The sequence below is a fragment of the Ferribacterium limneticum genome, assembly GCF_020510625.1.
Taxonomy (GTDB): Bacteria; Pseudomonadota; Gammaproteobacteria; order Burkholderiales; family Rhodocyclaceae; genus Azonexus; species Azonexus limneticus_A.
Map to the genome: position 1 here is coordinate 1,344,944 of NZ_CP075191.1, position 19,647 is coordinate 1,364,590.

Consider the following 19,647-nt stretch of genomic DNA (forward strand, 5'->3'; position numbering starts at 1 on the left):
GACGCCTTGTCGATTGTCGTGGATTAGCCATCCGGATCATGTTGTTTGCGAAATTCTCCTTGCGCAGCCGTCTTTGGCTGGTGCTGGCCATTGTCCTGCTGCCGCTGGTCGGGCTGACCCTCCGCGACTACCGCATCGAATTTGATCTGGCCACCGAGCAGATCGAGCGCGAAGGTCGCCTGATGATTCAGGGCTTGCAGATTGAAGAAGATGCTTCCCTGCGGGATGTCGGTCTTCTGCTGCGGACGATGGCGCTGGCGGACAACATGCGGGATCTGGACCCGGAGGAGTGCGATGGCCTGAGCCGCCGCCTGCTCAGCACCTTTGACGGATTTTCGAATCTCGGCGCGGCATTGCCCGATGGCGAGGTTTTCTGCGCTGCACTGACATCGGCATCGCCCGTCAGTGTCGCTGAGCGGCGCTGGTTTCAGGAGTCGCTGACCGCCAAGGGCCTGACCAAGGGGCAGTTCGTGACCGGGAAGATATCTGGCAAGCCGGGCGTCGTTTTCGGTTTTCCCCTCACCGATGCCCAGGGCAAGCTCCGGGCAACACTGTTCGCGGCGAGCGACATCAGCTGGTTCGACCGCTTTACCAAAAGCTACAACTTGCCGGCCGGCTGGATATCGGCCCTGTTTACGGTGGATGGCAAGGTGCTCTCCCGCTACCCGGATCCCGAACTTTGGCGGGACAAGGCCTTGAGCGAAGAAAGCCGGACACGCTTTGTCGCTGCCGTTCGTGAAGGCCGGAGCAGCGTCACCATGACCGGCCTGGATGGCACCGAGCGCCTGTATTTCCTGGCTCCGGTCAGAGTGGCTGATGAGCAACTGCTCATCAGCGTGGCAGCGCCGCTCAATGAAACGCTGAGCCGGCTCAGCGAGCACTTCTGGCTGCGTATCGGGTTACTGCTGGTGCTGAGCCTGTTCTCGATCCTGCTCGGTCGTTTTTACCTTTATCGCCTGATTGAAACCGGGCTTGAGCAAATGAAAAATGCCACGGCCAAGGTGGCCCTGGGTGAGTTCTCAACGCGGATTGCCGAAACCAGAATGCCCAGCGAGCTGGAAATCCTGATTCAGCGCTTCAACGAGATGACGGAAGCGCTGCAGTACAGAGAAAAACGGAATCTGGACAATCGTCAGGCCATCGAGTCGCTCAACCAGACGCTGGCGGCCAAGCTGGCCACCCTCCAGCTGGCCGAGGCGGATTTGCGTCGCCTGTCGACAGCGGTGGAGCAGAGTCCGGCCAGTATCGTGATCACCGATGTCAGTGCAAAAATCATTTTTGTTAACGAGGCATTCTTGCGGTCGAGTGGCTACACGGCCGAAGAAGTCATCGGGGCCAATCCGAGCATCCTGCACTCCGGCGAGACGCCAAGAGCCACCTATGAACAGCTCTGGCCGACCTTGCTGGCCGGGAAAACCTGGTCCGGCGAGTTCATCAACCAGCGCAAGGATGGTTCCCGTTATCTTGAACAGGCGACCATCTCGCCCGTCCGTGACGAACAGGGGGCGATCACTCACTACGTCGCCGTCAAGGAAGACATTTCCGAGCGGCGCCGCAATGAAGCCGAGTTGGCGGCCCACCGCCAGCATCTGGAGGAACTGGTCGAACAGCGGACCAGGGAACTGGCCATTGCCAAGGACACCGCAGAATCCGCCAATCGTTCGAAATCGGAATTCCTGGCCAATATGAGCCACGAAATCCGTACCCCGATGAATGCCATCATCGGGCTCAATTACCTGCTGCAGCAGAGTCCGCTCGACCCGGAGCAGCGCGAAAAACTGTTCAAGGTTTCGTCGGCCGCCAAGCATTTGCTGAAGATCATCAACGACATTCTCGATCTTTCGAAAATCGAGGCCGGCAAACTGGTTCTGGAGCGCAATGTCTTCTCGCCGTCCGAGCTGTTGCAGACGGTCGGGACATTGGTGCAGGACCAGGTGGCAGGCAAGGGGCTGCGCTTTGAAATCAGGGCCGAAAATCTGCCGGAGCGGGTGCTCGGTGACGCGACGCGTCTGCGTCAGGTGCTGCTCAATTTTGTCGGCAATGCGGTCAAGTTCACCGAGCATGGGTCGATCACGCTTTCTGGCAGCTTGCTGGGCAACGAGGGCGGCGAGATGATTTGCCGGTTCACGGTCAGCGATACCGGGATCGGCATTTCTGCCGACGATTGCAAGCGCCTGTTCAGTGCCTTTGAGCAACTTGACGGCTCGACGACCCGGCGCTTTGGCGGCACCGGTCTTGGCCTGGCCATCGCCCGGCATCTGGCGCAACTGATGGGCGGCGATGTGGGGGTCGAGAGCTCGCCCGGCGCCGGCAGCAGTTTCTGGATCACCACCCGGCTTGGCGCAACGGGCGATGATGCGGTCAGTGTGGAGCAAACACCTTCTGGCATCCAGGAAGCGAAGCCGCTGCGCGGGCATGTCCTGTTGGCAGAAGATGAGCCGATCAACCGTGAAATTGGCATTGAATTGCTTGGTGCCATCGGCTTGCAGGTTGAAACCGCCGAGAACGGTGTCGCTGCCGTCGATCAGTTCGCGCCGGGAAAATTCGACCTGATCCTGATGGATGTCCAGATGCCGGAACTCAGCGGTCTCGATGCGACCCGCCAGATCCGCCAACTACCCGGCGGCGCGGACATTCCCATCGTTGCGCTGACGGCCGATGCCTTCCTGGAGGACAAGGAAAAATGCTTCGCCGCCGGCATGACCGATTTCGTCTCGAAACCCGTGGACCCGGACATCCTCTACGCCGTCCTCGCCAAGTACCTGCCAGAAGCCGAAGTACCAGCCGTCTCGCCGGAGGATGGCGTTGCGCCGGCCGACGTCCTGCTCGTGGCCGAAGATCTGGCGCAGCTGGCCCGGCTTCTGGACACTGGCGATACCGAAGCTTCCCACCTCTTTACCCGCCTCAAGCCTGTCCTGAAAGCTCATTGGCCGGCCGAGTGTGAAATCCTCAGCCGTGAAATAAGTGCCTACAATTTCGAGGCAGCCTTGGTGCTGCTCGGAAAGATTCAGAAAAAGATTCAATAAAATTTTGCCGGGAGGCGCTGCTTCCCTTGTCGTGCCGAGCCAGTAGAGAGAAACTCGCACTAACAGGATATATGGCAAGGCGGCGAGAAATGATAAATCCGGCAGGTGGGGCGGCAGATGGCACAAGGCCTATTGTCCTGGTCGTCGATGATGTCCCGGTCAACCTGAACATTGTTTCCGAAATTGTTCGCGACATGGGCCTCAATGTCCGCGCCGCCAGCAACGGCCAGACCGCCTTGCGCTACGCCCGGCTCGACCCTCAGCCGGACCTCATCCTGCTCGATATCATGATGCCCGGCATGGATGGCCATGAAGTGCTCGCCCGACTGCGTGCCGACCCGGCAACCAGCAATATTCCGGTGATCTTCGTGACGGCGATCAACAACCCGGACGAGGAAGGGGCCGGGCTGCACGAAGGGGCGGTCGACTACATCACCAAGCCGATCCAGCCGGCCATCTTGCGGGCCCGGGTCGAAAGCCAGATTGAAATCAAGCGTTCCCGCGATCTGCTGGCCGGTCAAAAGGTTTGGCTGGAGCAGGAGGTCAGTCGCCGGGTGGCCGAAAACAAGCAACTTGATGCTCGCCTGCAGATGGCGATTTCAAGCTCCGCCTCCGGCATCTGGGAGCACGACCACCAAGCGGGAACCAGCCTGTGGAACGACTCCCTGGCCCGGATACTGGGCCGGGAACCGGGAGCGGCGCCCATTGCCGAGCACATGGCGCTGATCCATCCGGAGGATCGCGCCCGGACTGAAAACTATCTGGCCGAGGCACTGCTCAAGGGCGATGAAATTTTTATCGACGACATCCGAATGCAGCATCGGGATGGCCATTGGGTGTCCATGGAGGTGCGCGGCAAGGTGATTCGTCGCGACACCGAGGGCGCTCCCCTGCTGACGCTCGGTACCATGGTCGACATCAGCCAGCGCAAGGCGGCGGAAGCCGAGCAGCGTCTGGCCGCGGTCGTCTTCACCGGGATCAGCGACGGTATTTGCATTACCGATCCGGGTGGCAAAATTCTGCTGATCAATGCCGCCTTTTCCAAGGTGACCGGCTATTCCGCCAGTGAAGTGCTCAACCAGAACCCGAAGATACTTCGCTCGGGCATTCACGGCGCCGAGTTTTACCGCGACATGTGGGATTGCCTCAATCGCCACGACAACTGGCAGGGTGAAATCACCAATCGGCGCAAGAGCGGCGATCTGGTCACCGAATGGCTGAGCATTTCGGCCGTTCGCGATACCCAGGGCCGACTGATGCACTACGTCGGCCTCTTCAGCGACCTGTCCGAGCGTCAGGCGGCGGCGGAGCGCATCCAGTATCTTTCCAGCTACGATCCGCTGACCAACCTGCCCAATCGCAATCTGTTTGCTGACCGTCTCGGCCAGTCGCTGATTGCCGCGCACCGCTTCAAGCGGGAAACGGCGGTCATCCTGCTCGACCTCGATCGCTTTCGTTTCATCAATGACACCCTTGGCCCACCGGCCGGTGATGAAGTGCTGGTCGAGGTCGCCCGTCGCCTCAATCTGCAGGTCCGGGAAGGCGACACCATCGGCCGGCGCTCCGGCAACGAATTCGGTTTCGTCATGGCCAGCCTGGCGCAGGAAAGCGATGCCATTGCACTCGCCCAGCGCATGCTCGATGCGATTGCCGTTCCCTTCGAGATCAAGGGGCAATCGCTGGTCATGACCGCCAGCATCGGCATCAGCGTCGCCCCGCGCAACGGTGAAGAGGCGGATACGCTGCTGACCTGCGCCGACGCCGCCCTGTTGCGCGCCAAGAAGGGCGGGCGCGGCACTTTCCGCTTCTACTCGCCGGAAATGGACGCCAATGCGGCTCGCCGTCTGGGGCTGGAGGCGGCGCTGCGCGATGCCCTTGCGCGCAATGAGCTGGCGGTCCATTACCAGCCGCAGATCAGCCTTGAAAGCGGCAACATGATCGGCATGGAAGCCTTGCTGCGCTGGAACACCGCACAGTTCGGCCCGGTGTCGCCGGCTGAATTCATTCCGATTGCGGAGGAAACCGGCCTGATCCTGCCCATCGGCGAGTGGGTCTTGCGCACCGCCTGCGAGCAGACCAAGCGCTGGCTCGATCTCGGTCTGGCCAACCTGCGCGTTGCCGTCAATCTGTCGACGCGTCAGTTCCGCCAGCCCAACCTGGCTGGCCTCGTCCGTCAGGTGCTCGATGAAACCAGATTGCCGCCGGGCGCGCTGGAGCTGGAAATTACCGAAAGTGCCTTCATCGATGACATTGACGAAGCGATTGCCCAGTGCCATGCCTTGAAGACGCTCGGGACCAAGCTCTCGCTCGATGATTTCGGTACCGGTTATTCCTCGCTGGCCTATATTTCGCGCTTCCCGTTCGACAAGATCAAGATCGACCAGGGCTTCGTGCGCGACATTATCGAAAATCCGGTCAACGCGGCGATCGCCACGGCGGCCATCGTCATGGCCCGCAGCCTCAACCTGACCGTGCTCGCCGAAGGTGTGGAAACCGAAGCACAGGCCAGTTTCCTGCGCGGGCGACGCTGCGACTCGATGCAGGGCTATCTGTTCAGTCCCGCCCTGCCGGCCGGGCAATTCGAGCAGTTGCTGTCTGGCAACAAGCGTCTGGCCCTGGTCGATAAACCGACCGACAACGGCCAGACCTTGCTGGTCGTCGATGACGAACCCAATATTCTCTCGGCGCTGTCGCGCCTGCTGCGCCGCGAGGGCTTCCAGATCCTCACCGCGACCTCGCCGAATGATGCGTTCGAATTGCTGGCCAAGAATCCGGTGCAGGTCATTCTTTCCGACCAGCGCATGCCGGAAATGTCCGGGACCGAGTTTTTTGCCCGCGTCCGCCAGCTTTATCCGGAAACCATCCGCATTGTGCTGACCGGCTATACCGATCTCGATTCGGTCACCGATGCGATCAATCGCGGCGCGATCTATAAATTCCTGACCAAGCCCTGGGATGATGACCAACTGCGCGAACAGATCCGCGAAGCTTTCCGGATGACCAAGGATCATCAGCGCCACGCCTTTTTCGCTCAAGATGAACCCAAATAGTCCCAGCGTCGCATTTCTTCGGGTTTTCCTGCCGGCAGTCCTGCTGATTCTGGTCGGTATCTGGTTCTGGGCTGAGCAGGGACTCAGCCCCTGGGCCTTTTCGGTGCTGCTCATCGGGCTGGCCGCTTTGGGGGCGCGCCAGATCGTCAGGGGCAGAAGGGACGAGCGGAGAGCTGAACAAGAATTTCGTGCCATTTTCGACCATGCCATGGTCGGCATGGCGCGTTCCGATACGGCTCAGCGTTGTCTGGAAGTGAACCCCGCGCTTTGCCGCATCCTCGGGCGAAGCAACGACGAACTGGTCGGGAAAGCCTGGCCTGAGCTGACCCACCCGGATGACCTGGCGATGAGCCAGGCCAATTTCGAGCGGCTGATGGCTGGCCAGTCCGATGGCTACTCGATGGAGCAACGCTTCCTGAGAGCTGATGGCTCGGTGGTCGAAACCCATGTTTCCGTCCGTGCCATCCGCAGTGCCAGCGGGCGGAACAAATCTTTTGCCGTGGTCGTCCAGGACATCAGCAACTGGATTCTGGCCGAGCGGGAATGGGAACAGTCGGCAAAAACGCTGCAGCGCTTCATCGATCACTTTCCCGGAACGGCGTATGTCAAGGATGCCGACTCACGCATCCTGATTGCCAATCGTGGTTTCGTCCGACAACTGGGCCTGGCGCCCGCGGCAATGATCGGTCGCCGCTCGCAGGATTTTTTCCCGGGTGAGTTCGGCGAGAAGATTCTGGCCGACGATGCGCGAATCATGGCCAGCGGCCAAACCGAGGTCATCGAGGAAAGTTTTGGCGGTCGCCACTACCAGTCGACCAAGTTCGTCATTCCGCGCGGTGATGGCACGGCAGACCTGGGGGGCATCACCCTCGATGTTACCGAGCGAAGGATGGCCGAACAGCAGTTGTACCAGCGCGACCGGCGCTCGGCCGTTTTTCTTGAACTGCCGATCAAGGCCGAGGCGCTCCCTGAAAAGGACTTCATGCAATACGGCCTCGAATGCGCCGAGGAACTGACCGGGAGCGCTGTCGCTTTCATTCACTTGGTCAACGATGACGGCAATAGCATCGAACTGGTGGCCTGGTCGCGGAGCACGCTGGAAAAATACTGCACGGCCGCCTTCGACAAGCACTACCCGCTGGCCGAAGCGGGTATCTGGGCGGATGCGGTACGGCAAAAAATGCCTGTCGTCGTCAACGACTACGCGGCGGCTCCGGGCAAGCACGGGCTTCCGGAGGGGCATTCCGTGCTGCTGCGCTTTCTCAGCATTCCGGTCATGGATGGCGGGGCCGTCAGGATGGTGGCCGGCGTCGGGAACAAAGCGAGCGATTACACCGACTATGACGTCGAAACGCTGCAACTGATCGCCAACGAAACCTGGCGGATTGTCCGCCGGCAGCGGATAGAGAATGCCCTGCGGCTGGCCATGCAGGTGGTCAATGCCAGCCCGGTGGTCTGCTTCCGCTGGGCCGCCAGCGAGGGCTGGCCGGTGGTTTTTGTTTCGGAGAACGTCAAGCAATGGGGCTATACACCGGATGACCTGAAAGCCGGCAAGCCACCATTCAGCGAACTCGTTCATCCCGATGACCTGTCCCGTATTGCCGACGAGGTCAGCCGCAAGACTGCCGCCGGGCTGGATGGTTATGAACAGGAATACCGTCTGCTGACGGCTGAAAATCAGGTCATCTGGGTCGTCGACCGCACCATCGTGCGGCGCGACGCCGAGGGCAGGGCCCTCTTTTACGATGGCGTCCTGACCAACATCACGGAGCGCAAGACCCAGCAGCTGGCGGTCAGCGAAACCCTGGCCCAGCAGAAACTGCTGAACAAACGCCTTGAAGAGGCGCACAACCAGTTGTTGCAATCGGAAAAAATGGCGTCCATCGGCCAGCTGGCGGCCGGCGTCGCCCATGAACTGAATAATCCGATCGGTTTCGTGCATTCCAACCTCGGCACCCTGGATGGCTACCTGCATGACCTGATGGCCATCATCGAGGCCTACGACAAATTGGCCGGCGAGATGGGGACGTCGTTCCCCGCGCTGGAAAAAGTCCTCCGTCTGAAGGATGACTGTGATTTTGCTTTCCTCAAGGAAGACATTTTCAGCCTGTTGAGCGAGTCAAAGGATGGGCTAGGCCGGGTGCGGAAGATCGTCCAGGATCTGAAGAGTTTTTCGCGCGTCGGCGAGCAGGAGTGGCAGGAGGCCAATCTGCATCAGGGTATCGATTCGACCCTGAACATTGTCTGGAACGAGCTCAAATACAAGTGCAAGGTGATCAAGGAATATGGCGACATCCCGCCTGTTTTCTGCCTGATCTCGCAACTCAACCAGGTCTTCATGAACCTGCTGGTCAACGCGGGACATGCCATCGAAAATCAAGGTACGATCACCATCCGTACCTATCGCCGGGGCGACGATGCGGTCTGCGTTGAAGTCAGCGACAGCGGCGTCGGTATCGCTCCCGAAAACCTCAACCGCATCTTCGAACCCTTCTACACCACCAAGCCGGTTGGCCAGGGGACCGGTCTCGGACTTTCTCTGGCCTACAGCATTATCGAGAGACATCACGGCCACCTTGAGGTCGAGAGCAGCCTTGGCAAGGGAACGACATTCCGTGTCATCCTGCCTGTTCATCAAGGAAAGACAGCCGAAAGAGAATCTGTGGAGACATCATTGTGAGCGAGGAACAGAGCTTCCCGACCCTACTTTTCGTCGATGACGAGCCTGGCATCCTGTCCGCGCTGCGGCGGCTTTTCCGCCCGCACGGCTACCGCATCTTCATTGCCGAGAGCGGTGCGGCCGGGCTGGAAATACTCGCCAAAGAGTCGGTCGATCTGGTCATTTCCGACATGCGCATGCCGGAAATGGATGGTGCCGCCTTCCTCAAGGAAGTGCGGAACCGCTGGCCGCAGGTCATGCGCATCCTGCTGACCGGTTATGCCGATATCACGTCTACCGTGGCGGCGATCAATCAGGGGGAAATCTATCGTTACGTTTCCAAGCCCTGGGATGACAACGAGATCATCACCATCGTCCGCGAAGCAACCGAACGCCAGCGGCTCGAAACCGAAAACCAGCGTCTGAGCGCCCTGACCAAGGCCCAGAACGATGAATTGAAGCAACTGAACACCAGCCTGGAGCAGAAAGTTGCCGAGCGCACCGCTGAATTGCGCCAGGCGCTGAGCTTTGTCGAACAGGCGCACAGCGAGCTGAAAAAGTCCTTCCTGACCAGCGTCCAGGTGTTTGCCGGCGTCATCGAGTTGAGGGGCGGGCCGCTGGGTAGTCAGATGTCTGGCCACGGCCGGCGCGTCGCCGAGCAGGCGCGCAGCGTTGCCCAGCGCCTCGGGCTGCCCGATGCCGAGGTCCAGAACGTCATGCTGGCCGGCCTGTTGCACGACATCGGCAAGCTCGGCCTGCCCGACGAATTGCTGGCCAAGCCTTACAACATGTTGACGGCCGAGCAACGGAATCTGGTGATGAAACACCCGGCGGTCGGCCAGAACATCCTGATGGGCATCGACAAGTTCAAGGAGGCCGCCGTACTGGTGCGCCACCACCACGAATGTTTTGATGGCAGTGGCTATCCCGATCATCTGACCGGGATAGCCATCCCGCAGGGCAGCCGCATTCTGTGTGTCGTCAATGACTATGACGCCTTGCTCATCGGCACGCTGGCCCAGCGCCCGCTCAAGCCGGCTGAAGCGTTGAATTTCCTGATCGACAATCGGGGCAAGCGCTATGACCCGACGGTGGTCGATACTTTCGTCAAGCTCCTGGCCGAAACCAAAAAGACCGGTGCGGTCGAAGTGCCGCTGCGCACCATGCACCTCAAGCCGGGCATGGTGCTCTCCCGCGACCTGGAGCACCGTGACGGTTACATGCTGCTGGCCAAAGGGAGTGCGCTGACCGCCGAAATCATTGCCCAGCTGATCCGCATGGAATCGACTGAACAACACATGCTGACGCTCTACATCCGCCAGGAGGAAAAATGAGCCGTATCCTGATCGTTGATGACGAGGATTCCATCCTCAATTCCCTGAAGCGGGTATTGCGCCTGGCCCCGTGCGTTTACGGCAACAAACGGTATGCGCTGGAAGTGAGTGCCTTCAACTCGCCGCTGGCCGCACTGGAGGCGGCGCGCAGTGAAGACTTCGAGCTGTTCATGAGCGACTACCGGATGCCGGGCATGGATGGCATCGAGTTTCTCAAGGCGGCCAAGGCCATCCAGCCCGACGCCTCCCGCCTGATTCTTTCCGGTTATGCCGACCTCAATGCCCTGGTCCGGGCGGTCAACGAAGTCGGCATCGAGCGCTTCATCGGCAAGCCCTGGAACGATTACGACCTGATGTCGGCGATCGGCCAGGCGCTCGCGCACCGCGACCTGATGCTGGAAAACCGCCAGCTGGCCAACCTGGTGCGTCTGGAGATGGGCGATACCTCGCCGGAGCAACTGGAAGCCGAGCGCCTCGAACGCATTGAGCCGGGCATTACCGATGTGAATTGGGGGCCGGACGGTTCCGTCGTGCTTGACCCCGAGTTCCAGGCCAGGGACTAAAGCGCCAATGCCTGACAGCAATCCTGATTTCCTGACCTTCAAGCTCGTTTATTACGGGCCGGCGCAAAGCGGCAAGACGACCAATCTGCTGCGTCTGCATGACCTGCTCGCCCCGGCCATGAAGGGCGAGATCATGACGATGGAAACCAAGGATGACCGGACGCTTTTCTTCGATTTGCTGCCCCTCGGCTTTCGTGCCCCCTCCGGCCTGCTGATCAAGTTTCGCCTGTTTACCGTGCCCGGCCAGGTGGCCCATGACGGCACCCGCAAGGCGGTGTTGTCGCGGGCCGATGGCGTCGTCTTCGTGGCCGATGCCGACCGCGCTCAGGAAACCAACAACAGCGAATCCTTCCAGAGCCTGGCGGAAAACTGCGCCCGGGTCGGCATCGATTTCGAGCACTTGCCGCTGGTCGTCCAGTTCAACAAGTGTGACCTGCCCAATGCCACGCCGGAGGCAGAGGTTCGTGATCGCTGGTCAGCCGCGCCCTGGCCGTTGGTTTTCTCGGTAGCGCTGACCGGGCAGGGGATCGCGTCGACATTCGCCATCCTGTTGCGCAGCGTTTACCAGCGTTTCAACAGTGAATACGAGCTGGCAAGCCGGCACGGGCTGGATGAAGAAGCCTTCATCGCCGGCGCGCTGGGGCCACAGCCGTGAGCCAGGGTTTCGACCGTGAATGGCGGCTGGGCGAGCTGCTCGATGCGCCGCTGGTCGAAAAAATAGGGCCGGCCATGGCCGCCTTGCTCGGTGGCGATCTGGCCATCACCGACGAGGCTGGCACCGTCTTCTGGGGGCTGCCCGCGCCTGAAGCCCGCCGGGAGCCGCTGATTCTCGAATTGGAACCCGTTGCTTATCTGCTCAGCAGTTCGGCCGACACGCCGGCCCTGAAAGCGGCCAGCAATCTGCTGCTTGCCCTGCTGCGCTCGCAGGTCCGCTTCAAGATGGCATCGAGCCTGCATCTCGAAGCGGTGGCTGAAGACTTCGAATCGTTGCGCCGCGAACATGCCCGCCTGATGGAGTCTGAAACCCGTTACAAGACGCTGTCGGAAGAACTGGAAGAGCGGGTCAAGAAACAAACCGCCCAGCTCGAAGAGCGCCAGCAGATGCTCTACCAGGCCGAGAAACTCGCCTCGGTCGGCCAGCTGGCGGCGGGCATGGCGCATGAGATCAACAATCCGCTGGGCTTCGTTCGCAGCAATTTTTCCTCTTTCAGCAACTATCTGGACCAAATCGCCAAACTGAAAGCGCAACCCGGCACTGCCGAGCAGGCCTGGCAGGCCCTGGATCTCGATTTCGTCATTGAAGACTGCGCGGACCTGCTCAAGGAAAGCGCCTCCGGGCTGGAAAGAATCGCCCGCATCGTGGCCGACCTGAAGGGTTTTTCGAACGTGGACCGGGCCACCCAGGAATTCACCGACCTCAACGAGTGCCTGCATCAGGCGGTGAGCATGGCTGAAACCCAGAAGCCGGCGGGCATCAATTTCCGCCTCGAACTCTTGCCGCTGCCCAGAATCGTCTGCCTGCCGGGGCATATCAACCAGCTTTTCTTCAACGTCATCCGCAATGCCATGCAGGCTATCCAGGATGCCAAACGCCCGGGCGAGGTGAAGATTTCGTCGGAAGCCAATGAGGAAGGGATCGCCATCCGCATCCACGATAACGGCATCGGCATGACCGCGGCGCAGCTGGAGCACGTTTTCGAACCCTTCTACACGACCCGCCCGGTGGGGTCCGGGGTCGGCATTGGCCTGTCCACCGCCCGCAATATCGTGCTCGCCCACAGCGGCCGGATTGCGCTCGATAGCCAACCCGATGGCGGGACGACCGTCTCCCTTTTCTTCCCGGCTCCGAAATGACCGACTATTCCTCGCTCTTTACCGGCAAGACGGCTGCACCGCAGGCGCCGGCCACGCATCTGACGCCGCCGCGCTACCGCCTGCTTTTTGTCGATGACGAGCCGAGCATTGTCAAGGCGCTGAGTCGCGTTTTCCGCCAGGAGAACTACGAGGTCATTACCGCCTGGAGCGGCCAGGAGGGCCTGGATAAACTGGCCCAGGGGCCGGTGCATCTGGTGATCAGCGATTTCATGATGCCCGGCATGAACGGCGCCCAGTTTCTTCAGGAGGTCAAAAAACGCTCGCCGGACACTATCCGCATCATGCTCACCGGCCATGCCAATACCGATGCGGTGATGGGGGCGATCAACGAGGGGGCGGTCTATAAATTCATTCTCAAGCCGTGGAACGACGACGATCTGCGGGTGACCGTCGCCCTTGCCCTCGAACAATTCGACCTGATCACGCGCAACCGCAGCCTGAAGGCGGAAAACGTCGAGAAGTCGAAAGAAATTTCTGCCCTCTCCCGGCTGGCGGCCACTCACCGCAGTCGCCTGGGGATCATGCTGCACAAGCAGAGCCTGCTTACTTCCGCCCAATTGCAGGAACTGACCTTGCTGCAGCAAAAGCGCAAGGAACCGCTGATTGCGCTTTTGCTGGAGAAGGACTGGGTGCCGGAGCGCCGCATCCGCGAATTGCTCAAGCGCGAGATGATGATCGAGGAGGTGCAACTGCCGGAATTCCGGATCGATGCCGTGCTGGCCGATCTCATTCCGCGCAGCTTCTGCCAGCGCCAGCTGGTCTTGCCGCTCAAGCTGGAGGGCCGCCGGCTGATGCTGGCCATGGCCGATCCGCTGGATGAAGGGTTGATCGACGAGGTGCGCTTCACTGCCGGGCTCGACATCAATGCGGTGACGGCCGATGCCGCAGCGATTCGCAAAAAAATTGACGAGCTCTACGGCAATGGCGAGGTCGATTTCAAGGAGCTGGAAACCCTGGTTGGTGCGGTCGATCCCTACGAGGGGATAGAAATCGTCATCGAGGATGACGATGCGGCCAAGCTTGAAGACCTGCTGCGCGACACCGATTCGCCACCGGCCATCCGCCTGGCCAACGCGATCATTCTCGAAGCCATCCGCCTCGGGGCGTCCGACATCCACATCCAGCCGCGCACCAAGAGCGTCGTCGTGCGCTACCGTATCGACGGGGTGCTCTCGGACAAGATCAACATCCCGCATCATCTGCATCAGTCGCTGGTGTCGCGCCTGAAAATCATGTCGGAGCTCGACATTTCCGAGCGCCGTCGGCCGCAGGATGGGCGCATCACGGTCAAGACGCCGATGCGCATGGTCGACCTGCGAATTTCAACCCTGCCGACCATCAACGGCGAAAAGGTGGTGATGCGGATTCTCGACCGCAACTCGACGGTGCACTCGCTCGACAAACTCGGCTTCTCGCCGATTGATCTGCCACGGGTCACCAACATGGTGGCCAAGCCGCAGGGCATCATCCTGGCGACCGGCCCGACCGGCAGCGGCAAGACCACGACACTGTATTCGCTGCTCCAGCACGATGCGACGCCCGACAAGAACTACGTGACCATCGAAGATCCCGTCGAGTACTACCTTGACATGGCCGGGCAGGTGCTGGTTCGCGAGAAAATCGGCCTGACCTTCCCGGCCGTGCTGCGCGCCTTGCTTCGCCAGGACCCCGATGTCGTGCTGCTCGGTGAAATTCGTGACTTCGAGACGGCGGAAGTGGCTTTTCACGCGGCACTGACCGGCCATCTGGTGTACTCGACGCTGCACACCAATTCAGCCGTCGCCACCATCGCTCGCCTGTTCGACCTCGGCCTCAAACCCTATGTCGTCGCCACGGCGCTGGAAGGCATCATCGCCCAGCGCCTGGTCCGCCATGTCTGCCCCGATTGTTGCGAAACCGTCGCCGCCGATCCGGCTGTTCTTGCCCGGCTGGGCAGCGTTTTCAGTCAGATCGGGGAAGTCAGCCGGGGGCGTGGCTGCACTAGCTGCCATGGCAGCGGCTACAAGGGGCGGGTCGGCATCTATGAAATCCTGACGCTGGATGACGATCTGCGTGATCGTATCGGCAGCGGCGCCAGCGTGCTGGAAATCAGTCGCATGGTGCGCCAGAAAGGTCTGCGCAGCATTGCCTACCACGCGGCAGAGCGGGTCGTCGAAGGTGCGACCAGCCTGGAGGAAGTCCTCCGGGTGCTTGGCCCGATGGCCGGGGAAAACTGAACATGCAAACATTCATCTGGGATGCCCATTTCGAAACGGGTATCCAGCTGGTCGATACCCAGCATCGGCAGTTGGTCGAGATCATCAACGAGCTGGGGGATGCCCTGTCCGGGCATGATATTTCCGAGGAAAGGCTGGAGGCACTCTTTCATCAGCTGGCCAAATATGCCCAGCACCATTTCCATGATGAAGAGCAGTTGATGCACGACCTGGGGCTCGACCCGCGCCATAGCGAACGGCATGTCGCCCATCACCATCAATTCATCGATCAGGTCCAGGCGCTATGGCGATCGCGTGCGGCGATGGCCAAGCCGGCCGAAACCCTGCATGGCTTCCTCGCCGCCTGGCTGACCGTGCATATCCTGGGTGAAGACCAGGTCATGGCCCGCCAGATGCTTGCCATCAAGCAGGGGCGAACCGCCGCCGAGTCCTTCGATGCCGAGAAGAAATCAGCGGACAACGGCACCGTGGTTCTTCTTGAGGCGCTGGGGCGGCTTTATTCTCTCGTCTCCGAGCAGAACCGGAATCTTAACGAAGCCAATGTCAGGCTGGAGCAAGGGGTCGAAGAGCGAACCAATGCGCTGGCCGAAGCCAACCAGCGGCTGGCCAACGAACAGGCCGAGCTGACCGGTTTGTTGAGCAAGGTCGAAGAGGCCCAGCAACAATTGCTGCAATCCGAAAAAATGGCTGCCATCGGCCAGCTTGCGGCCGGGGTTGCCCACGAAATCAACAATCCGGTCGGCTTCGTCAATTCCAATCTCGGTACCCTGAAAACCTATGTCGGGCGTCTGCTCGAAGTCCTCGAAGCCTACGAGGGGGGTGACGCGGCGGTGATCGCGGCGACGCGAAAGGCCGCCGACCTCGAATTCCTGCGCGAAGATGTGCCCTCGCTCCTGGCCGAATCACAGGAAGGACTGAGCCGCGTCACCAAGATCGTTCAGGACCTCAAGGATTTCTCCCACGTCGATCATGCCGGGCATGAGCCCGCCGATCTCAACGCGGCGATGGAAAGTACCCTGAACGTTGTCTGGAATGAGCTGAAATACAAGGCAGTGGTTACCCGCGAACTGGGTGATATTCCGCTGGTCGATTGCATTCCGGCCCAGATCAACCAGGTCTTCATGAACCTGCTGGTCAATGCGGCACAAGCCATCCCGCAACAGGGCACGATTACCGTGCGTTCGGGACTGGAGAACTCGCATGTCTGGTTCGAGGTCGAGGATAGCGGGCTGGGGATGAGCGAAGAAGTTCGCCACCGGATTTTCGAGCCCTTCTTCACGACCAAGCCGGTCGGGAAAGGCACCGGGCTTGGCTTGTCGATTTCCTACGACATCATCGTCAAGAAACATGGCGGGCGTCTGGATGTCACCAGCACCCCCGGCAAGGGTACCTGCTTCCGCCTGTGGCTACCGGTGGCGTACCACGCGTCGGGCGTAAGCGACGAATCCGGCGCACTTTCCGGAGAGACCAAATGAATCGCGACGAACAATTCGAGCAAGGCCTGCTGATGCGCCAACGGGTGATGGGCGAGGCCTTCGTCGACAAGGCTTTCGCCAATGTCGACGCCTTTACCGCGCCGTTGCAGGAATTCGTCACCCGCAACGCTTGGGGCACGACCTGGTGCCGTGAAGGGCTGGACCTGAAAACCCGCAGCCTGCTCACCCTCTCGATGCTGACCGCCCTCGGTCGCGCTACTGAAATCAAAGGCCACGTCCGCGGCGCCATCAACAACGGCGCGACGATGCAGGAAATCCAGGAAACGCTACTCCATGCCGCCGTCTACTGCGGCTTCCCGCTGGCCATCGACGCCTTCCGCTCCGCGCACGAGGTGCTGAAGGAGATGGGGGTCGTTGAAGGCTGAGTTCCTTGGGCTGGCAGCGAAAGTTGCGGCGGTCTTAAAGAGGGAAAATATCAGCTGCGCTGGAAGGTAGCAGGGGAGGGGCGGCAGGCGGCCACAACCAGCCATCCAGTCGCCAATAAAGCCCCAAAAACGAACGTCCGCAGCCACACAAACAACCGGCACTCGCCCAAACCGGTGTCCACCTAAAGTCTTGATCCTGGTCCTGCCTGTTTCACCAATGCCAAATAGTTTGCCGGATTGCCATCGTCATACTAAAATCTCCATCCCTTAGGCATATTCGGTGCGCCAGATGTCAGTCATCTCCTCCCTCCTCGACACCCTGTTCACCCAGCATGCCCGCCTGCTCGAACTCAAGACCGCCCTGCCCGATGCCGCGCTGATCGTCGAGCGCTTCAACGGTCACGAAGCCATCTCTGAATCCTTCCGCTTCGAAATCGACTGCGTCTCGACCAACGCCCACTTCGATCTCAAGCCACTGATCGGTGAAGAAATCACCCTGCGCCTGTTGCAAGCCGATGGCAGCAAGCGTTCGTGGCATGGCTACGTCACGCAGGCCATGCAACTCGGTGCTGATGGCGGGCTGGCCCGTTACCGCCTGATCATGGAACCTTTCCTCGCCTTCCTCGCCCAGCGCCGGGATTGCTACCTGTTTCAGGACAAGACGGTCATCGACATCATCAGCCAGATCCTGGCCGACTACCCGGAAGCCCATTGGTCGAATCAAGTCACCCAGCCGCTGCGCACCTATAGCGTCGCAACCCAGTACAGAGAATCTGATTTCGAGTTCGTCCGTCGTTTGCTTTCTGAAGAAGGCCTCTCCTTCCGTTTCGAACACGACCAATCGGCATCCGCCGGGGATGAGGCCAGCCATGCCCGTCACCAGCTAATCATCTTCGACCGGGAGGCGGAACTCCCCGATGGCGCCCAGCCCAGTATCCGTTTCCACCGCAACAACGCCACCGAATACGCCGACACCCTGCAACAATGGCATGAAACCCGCGCCGTCCTCCCCAACGCCGTCTCTTTCGCCGGCTGGGATTACAAGACCCTGGTTGCGACCGGCGCCCAGGCCCAGAGCGGCCTCGACAACGGCGAACTCCCCCGTCTGGAAATCCACGACGCCTCCCGCCCCTACCGGTTTGAAGACAGTGCCGCCGCTCAATTGCGGACCGATCTGGCCCTCGCTGCCGTCGAAGCCCGCTATCGGCGCTTTACTGGCGAGAGCACCGTCCGCCAGATGGCTGAAGGCACCATCTTCACGCTGACCCAGCATGACGCCTATGTCGGTGATGACGCACAATTCAAGGTGCGATCAGTTGATCATCACGGTGCCAACAATCTGGGAGCCAGTGCCGCCGAGTTGCTGGGCAGTACCGACGTCGAAGCCGGCAGCTATCGCAATACGCTGCATGCCCAGCCAGCCTCAGCCCCGGTTGTCTCGGCCTCGCTGGCCAAGCCGGCGGCCCGGCCGCAAACCGCCCTGGTCGTCGGCCTACCCGATCAGGTCATCACCACCGAACGCGATCACCGGATCAAGATCCAGTTTCCCTGGCAACGGGGCGAAGCCCCCAACACCGGCGGTCTCGCCGAAACCGGCCCGAGCGGGCGCACCGCCGGCAAATCCGGCAACGCCCCGGGCAACGACCAATCCGGCACCTGGGTTCGGGTCGCCGAATGGCTGTCGGGGCCGAACTGGGGCAGTCACTTCCTGCCGCGCATCGGCAACGAAGTATTGGTCGATTTCCTCGATGGCGATATCGACCGCCCGGTCATCGTCGGCCAGAGCTATAACGGGGCAGACCTGCCTCCCTTCTCGGCTGGCCATGAGGCGAGTGCCAATCACCCCGGGGTGTTGTCGGGCTGGATGAGCCACAACCACGATGCAGGCCATAACCAGTGGGTGGTCGATGATGCGCCAGGGCAGCTACGCACCCGTCTGGCGACCAGCGAGAATGCCGGACAGTTGGGCTTGGGGCATCTGGTGCATCAAGCTCCGGAAAGCGCCAGCCGGGGCGCCTGGCGCGGCAGCGGCTTTGAACTGAGAACCGATGGCTGGCTAGCCGTACGAGCCGGGGAAGGCATCCTGATTTCAGCGACGGCTCGCCCGAATGCGCAAAGCACTCAGATGGATGTGGCGGAGACGGTGGCACAGCTGAAAGCCGCCCAGGAAACCGCCAAAGCCCTGTCCGATGCCGCAAGCCAGCAACAGGCCTTGCCCCTAAAAGCGAATGCCGCCCAAAGCCAGTTCATTACAGCCATTGATCCACAGCAGCAGGGAAAATTCTCCGGCAACATCGGCGGTCAGGCCGCCCAGAAGGCACAACCCGGCAGCCGCGAGCTGGGCGATCTGACCGAACGCTTCGCCGAGCCCTTCATCCTGGCAGAAGCACCGGGTGACATCGGCCTCGCCAGCCCAGCCAGTACACTCCTCTTCGCCGGCGCCAACCTGCATGCCACGGTGCAGCAGGATCTGCATATCGCCAGTGCGCATACCGTATCGACGGCCGCCGGCCACGGTGCCAGCTGGTTCAGCCACGCCGGTGGTATCAAGAGCATCGCCCAGGCCGGCACCCATACCATTCAGGCGAACACCGACCAGATGGAAATCCTGGCCGATCAGTCGCTGACCATCACCAGCAGCAACGACGAAATCCACATCCTGGCCAAGGACAAGATCGTCCTTCAGGCTGGGCAGTCCTCCGTCACCCTCGAAGGCGGCAATATCACCTTTGCTTGCCCGGGGAATTTCTCGGTCAAGGGGAGTGGGTGTGCTTTCTTGGGACCGGGGTCTAGTCCGGCTCAGAGTGAGGCGTTGCCGGATTCGAGGGTGAAGATGTACGACGAGCAGTTTCGGGCGGTCGACAAGGTTTCCAGCATGACGCTCGCCAACCAACCGTACCGCATAGAAACAGTGCAAGGCGATGTCTTCGAAGGAGTAACGGACGATCAAGGCAGAACCTTCCGTATCCCAACGACCGATCCCCAGAGCATCAAGCTTTACTGGACAAATACCACGGAAGTAACGGCGTGGCCCGATGATTCTCCGGAAATGGAATGCTAATC

Annotated in this window: 11 protein-coding genes; all 11 read left to right on the top strand. The window is 60.7% G+C overall.

The window, feature by feature from the left end:
* Nucleotides 1–38: 38 nt before the first annotated feature.
* The 11 genes from KI617_RS06455 (at nt 39) to KI617_RS06505 (ending at nt 19,645) form a co-directional block, all read left to right on the top strand.
* Nucleotides 39–3,026: an ATP-binding protein gene (locus tag KI617_RS06455; RefSeq protein WP_226451187.1), complete on the top strand. Its 2,988-nt coding sequence runs from the start codon at nt 39–41 to the stop codon at nt 3,024–3,026.
* Nucleotides 3,027–3,115: 89 nt separating this feature from the next.
* Nucleotides 3,116–6,076 (top strand): EAL domain-containing protein, encoded by a 2,961-nt coding sequence (locus KI617_RS06460; protein WP_226451188.1) that lies wholly within the window; start codon nt 3,116–3,118, stop codon nt 6,074–6,076.
* Complete coding sequence (locus KI617_RS06465; RefSeq protein WP_226451189.1) at nt 6,063–8,756, top strand: PAS domain S-box protein; 2,694 nt, start codon at nt 6,063–6,065, stop codon at nt 8,754–8,756. The genes KI617_RS06460 and KI617_RS06465 overlap by 14 nt, the downstream gene beginning before the upstream one ends.
* On the top strand, nt 8,753–10,069 hold the full coding sequence (locus tag KI617_RS06470; RefSeq protein ID WP_226451190.1) for an HD domain-containing phosphohydrolase: 1,317 nt from the start codon (nt 8,753–8,755) through the stop codon (nt 10,067–10,069). Before KI617_RS06465 ends, KI617_RS06470 begins: the two co-directional genes overlap by 4 nt.
* Complete coding sequence (locus KI617_RS06475) at nt 10,066–10,632, top strand: response regulator (protein ID WP_226451191.1); 567 nt, start codon at nt 10,066–10,068, stop codon at nt 10,630–10,632. Before KI617_RS06470 ends, KI617_RS06475 begins: the two co-directional genes overlap by 4 nt.
* Before the next feature lie 7 nt (nt 10,633–10,639).
* Complete coding sequence (locus KI617_RS06480) at nt 10,640–11,287, top strand: GTP-binding protein (protein WP_226451192.1); 648 nt, start codon at nt 10,640–10,642, stop codon at nt 11,285–11,287.
* Entirely contained in the window at nt 11,284–12,486 is a 1,203-nt protein-coding gene (locus tag KI617_RS06485) for a sensor histidine kinase (RefSeq protein ID WP_226451193.1), read from the top strand. Before KI617_RS06480 ends, KI617_RS06485 begins: the two co-directional genes overlap by 4 nt.
* Entirely contained in the window at nt 12,483–14,723 is a 2,241-nt protein-coding gene (locus KI617_RS06490) for an ATPase, T2SS/T4P/T4SS family (protein WP_226451194.1), read from the top strand. The genes KI617_RS06485 and KI617_RS06490 overlap by 4 nt, the downstream gene beginning before the upstream one ends.
* Before the next feature lie 2 nt (nt 14,724–14,725).
* Nucleotides 14,726–16,198 carry a bacteriohemerythrin gene (locus KI617_RS06495; RefSeq protein ID WP_226451195.1) on the top strand — a complete coding sequence of 491 codons (1,473 nt, stop codon included), beginning with the start codon at nt 14,726–14,728 and terminating at the stop codon, nt 16,196–16,198.
* Nucleotides 16,195–16,584: a carboxymuconolactone decarboxylase family protein gene (locus KI617_RS06500; RefSeq protein WP_226451196.1), complete on the top strand. Its 390-nt coding sequence runs from the start codon at nt 16,195–16,197 to the stop codon at nt 16,582–16,584. Before KI617_RS06495 ends, KI617_RS06500 begins: the two co-directional genes overlap by 4 nt.
* A gap of 289 nt (nt 16,585–16,873) precedes the next feature.
* Complete coding sequence (locus KI617_RS06505) at nt 16,874–19,645, top strand: type VI secretion system Vgr family protein (RefSeq protein WP_226451197.1); 2,772 nt, start codon at nt 16,874–16,876, stop codon at nt 19,643–19,645.
* Nucleotides 19,646–19,647 lie beyond the last annotated feature (2 nt).

Excerpts from the sequence above, each read along its gene's own strand:
- KI617_RS06460 (WP_226451188.1), top strand. The coding sequence starts at position 3,116 with ATGATAAATCCGGCAGGTGGGGCGGCAGATGGCACAAGGCCTATTGTC.
- KI617_RS06505 (WP_226451197.1), top strand. The coding sequence starts at position 16,874 with ATGTCAGTCATCTCCTCCCTCCTCGACACCCTGTTCACCCAGCATGCC.
- KI617_RS06495 (WP_226451195.1), top strand. The coding sequence starts at position 14,726 with ATGCAAACATTCATCTGGGATGCCCATTTCGAAACGGGTATCCAGCTG.
- KI617_RS06455 (WP_226451187.1), top strand. The coding sequence starts at position 39 with ATGTTGTTTGCGAAATTCTCCTTGCGCAGCCGTCTTTGGCTGGTGCTG.
- KI617_RS06500 (WP_226451196.1), top strand. The coding sequence starts at position 16,195 with ATGAATCGCGACGAACAATTCGAGCAAGGCCTGCTGATGCGCCAACGG.
- KI617_RS06475 (WP_226451191.1), top strand. The coding sequence starts at position 10,066 with ATGAGCCGTATCCTGATCGTTGATGACGAGGATTCCATCCTCAATTCC.
- KI617_RS06490 (WP_226451194.1), top strand. The coding sequence starts at position 12,483 with ATGACCGACTATTCCTCGCTCTTTACCGGCAAGACGGCTGCACCGCAG.
- KI617_RS06480 (WP_226451192.1), top strand. The coding sequence starts at position 10,640 with ATGCCTGACAGCAATCCTGATTTCCTGACCTTCAAGCTCGTTTATTAC.
- KI617_RS06465 (WP_226451189.1), top strand. The coding sequence starts at position 6,063 with ATGAACCCAAATAGTCCCAGCGTCGCATTTCTTCGGGTTTTCCTGCCG.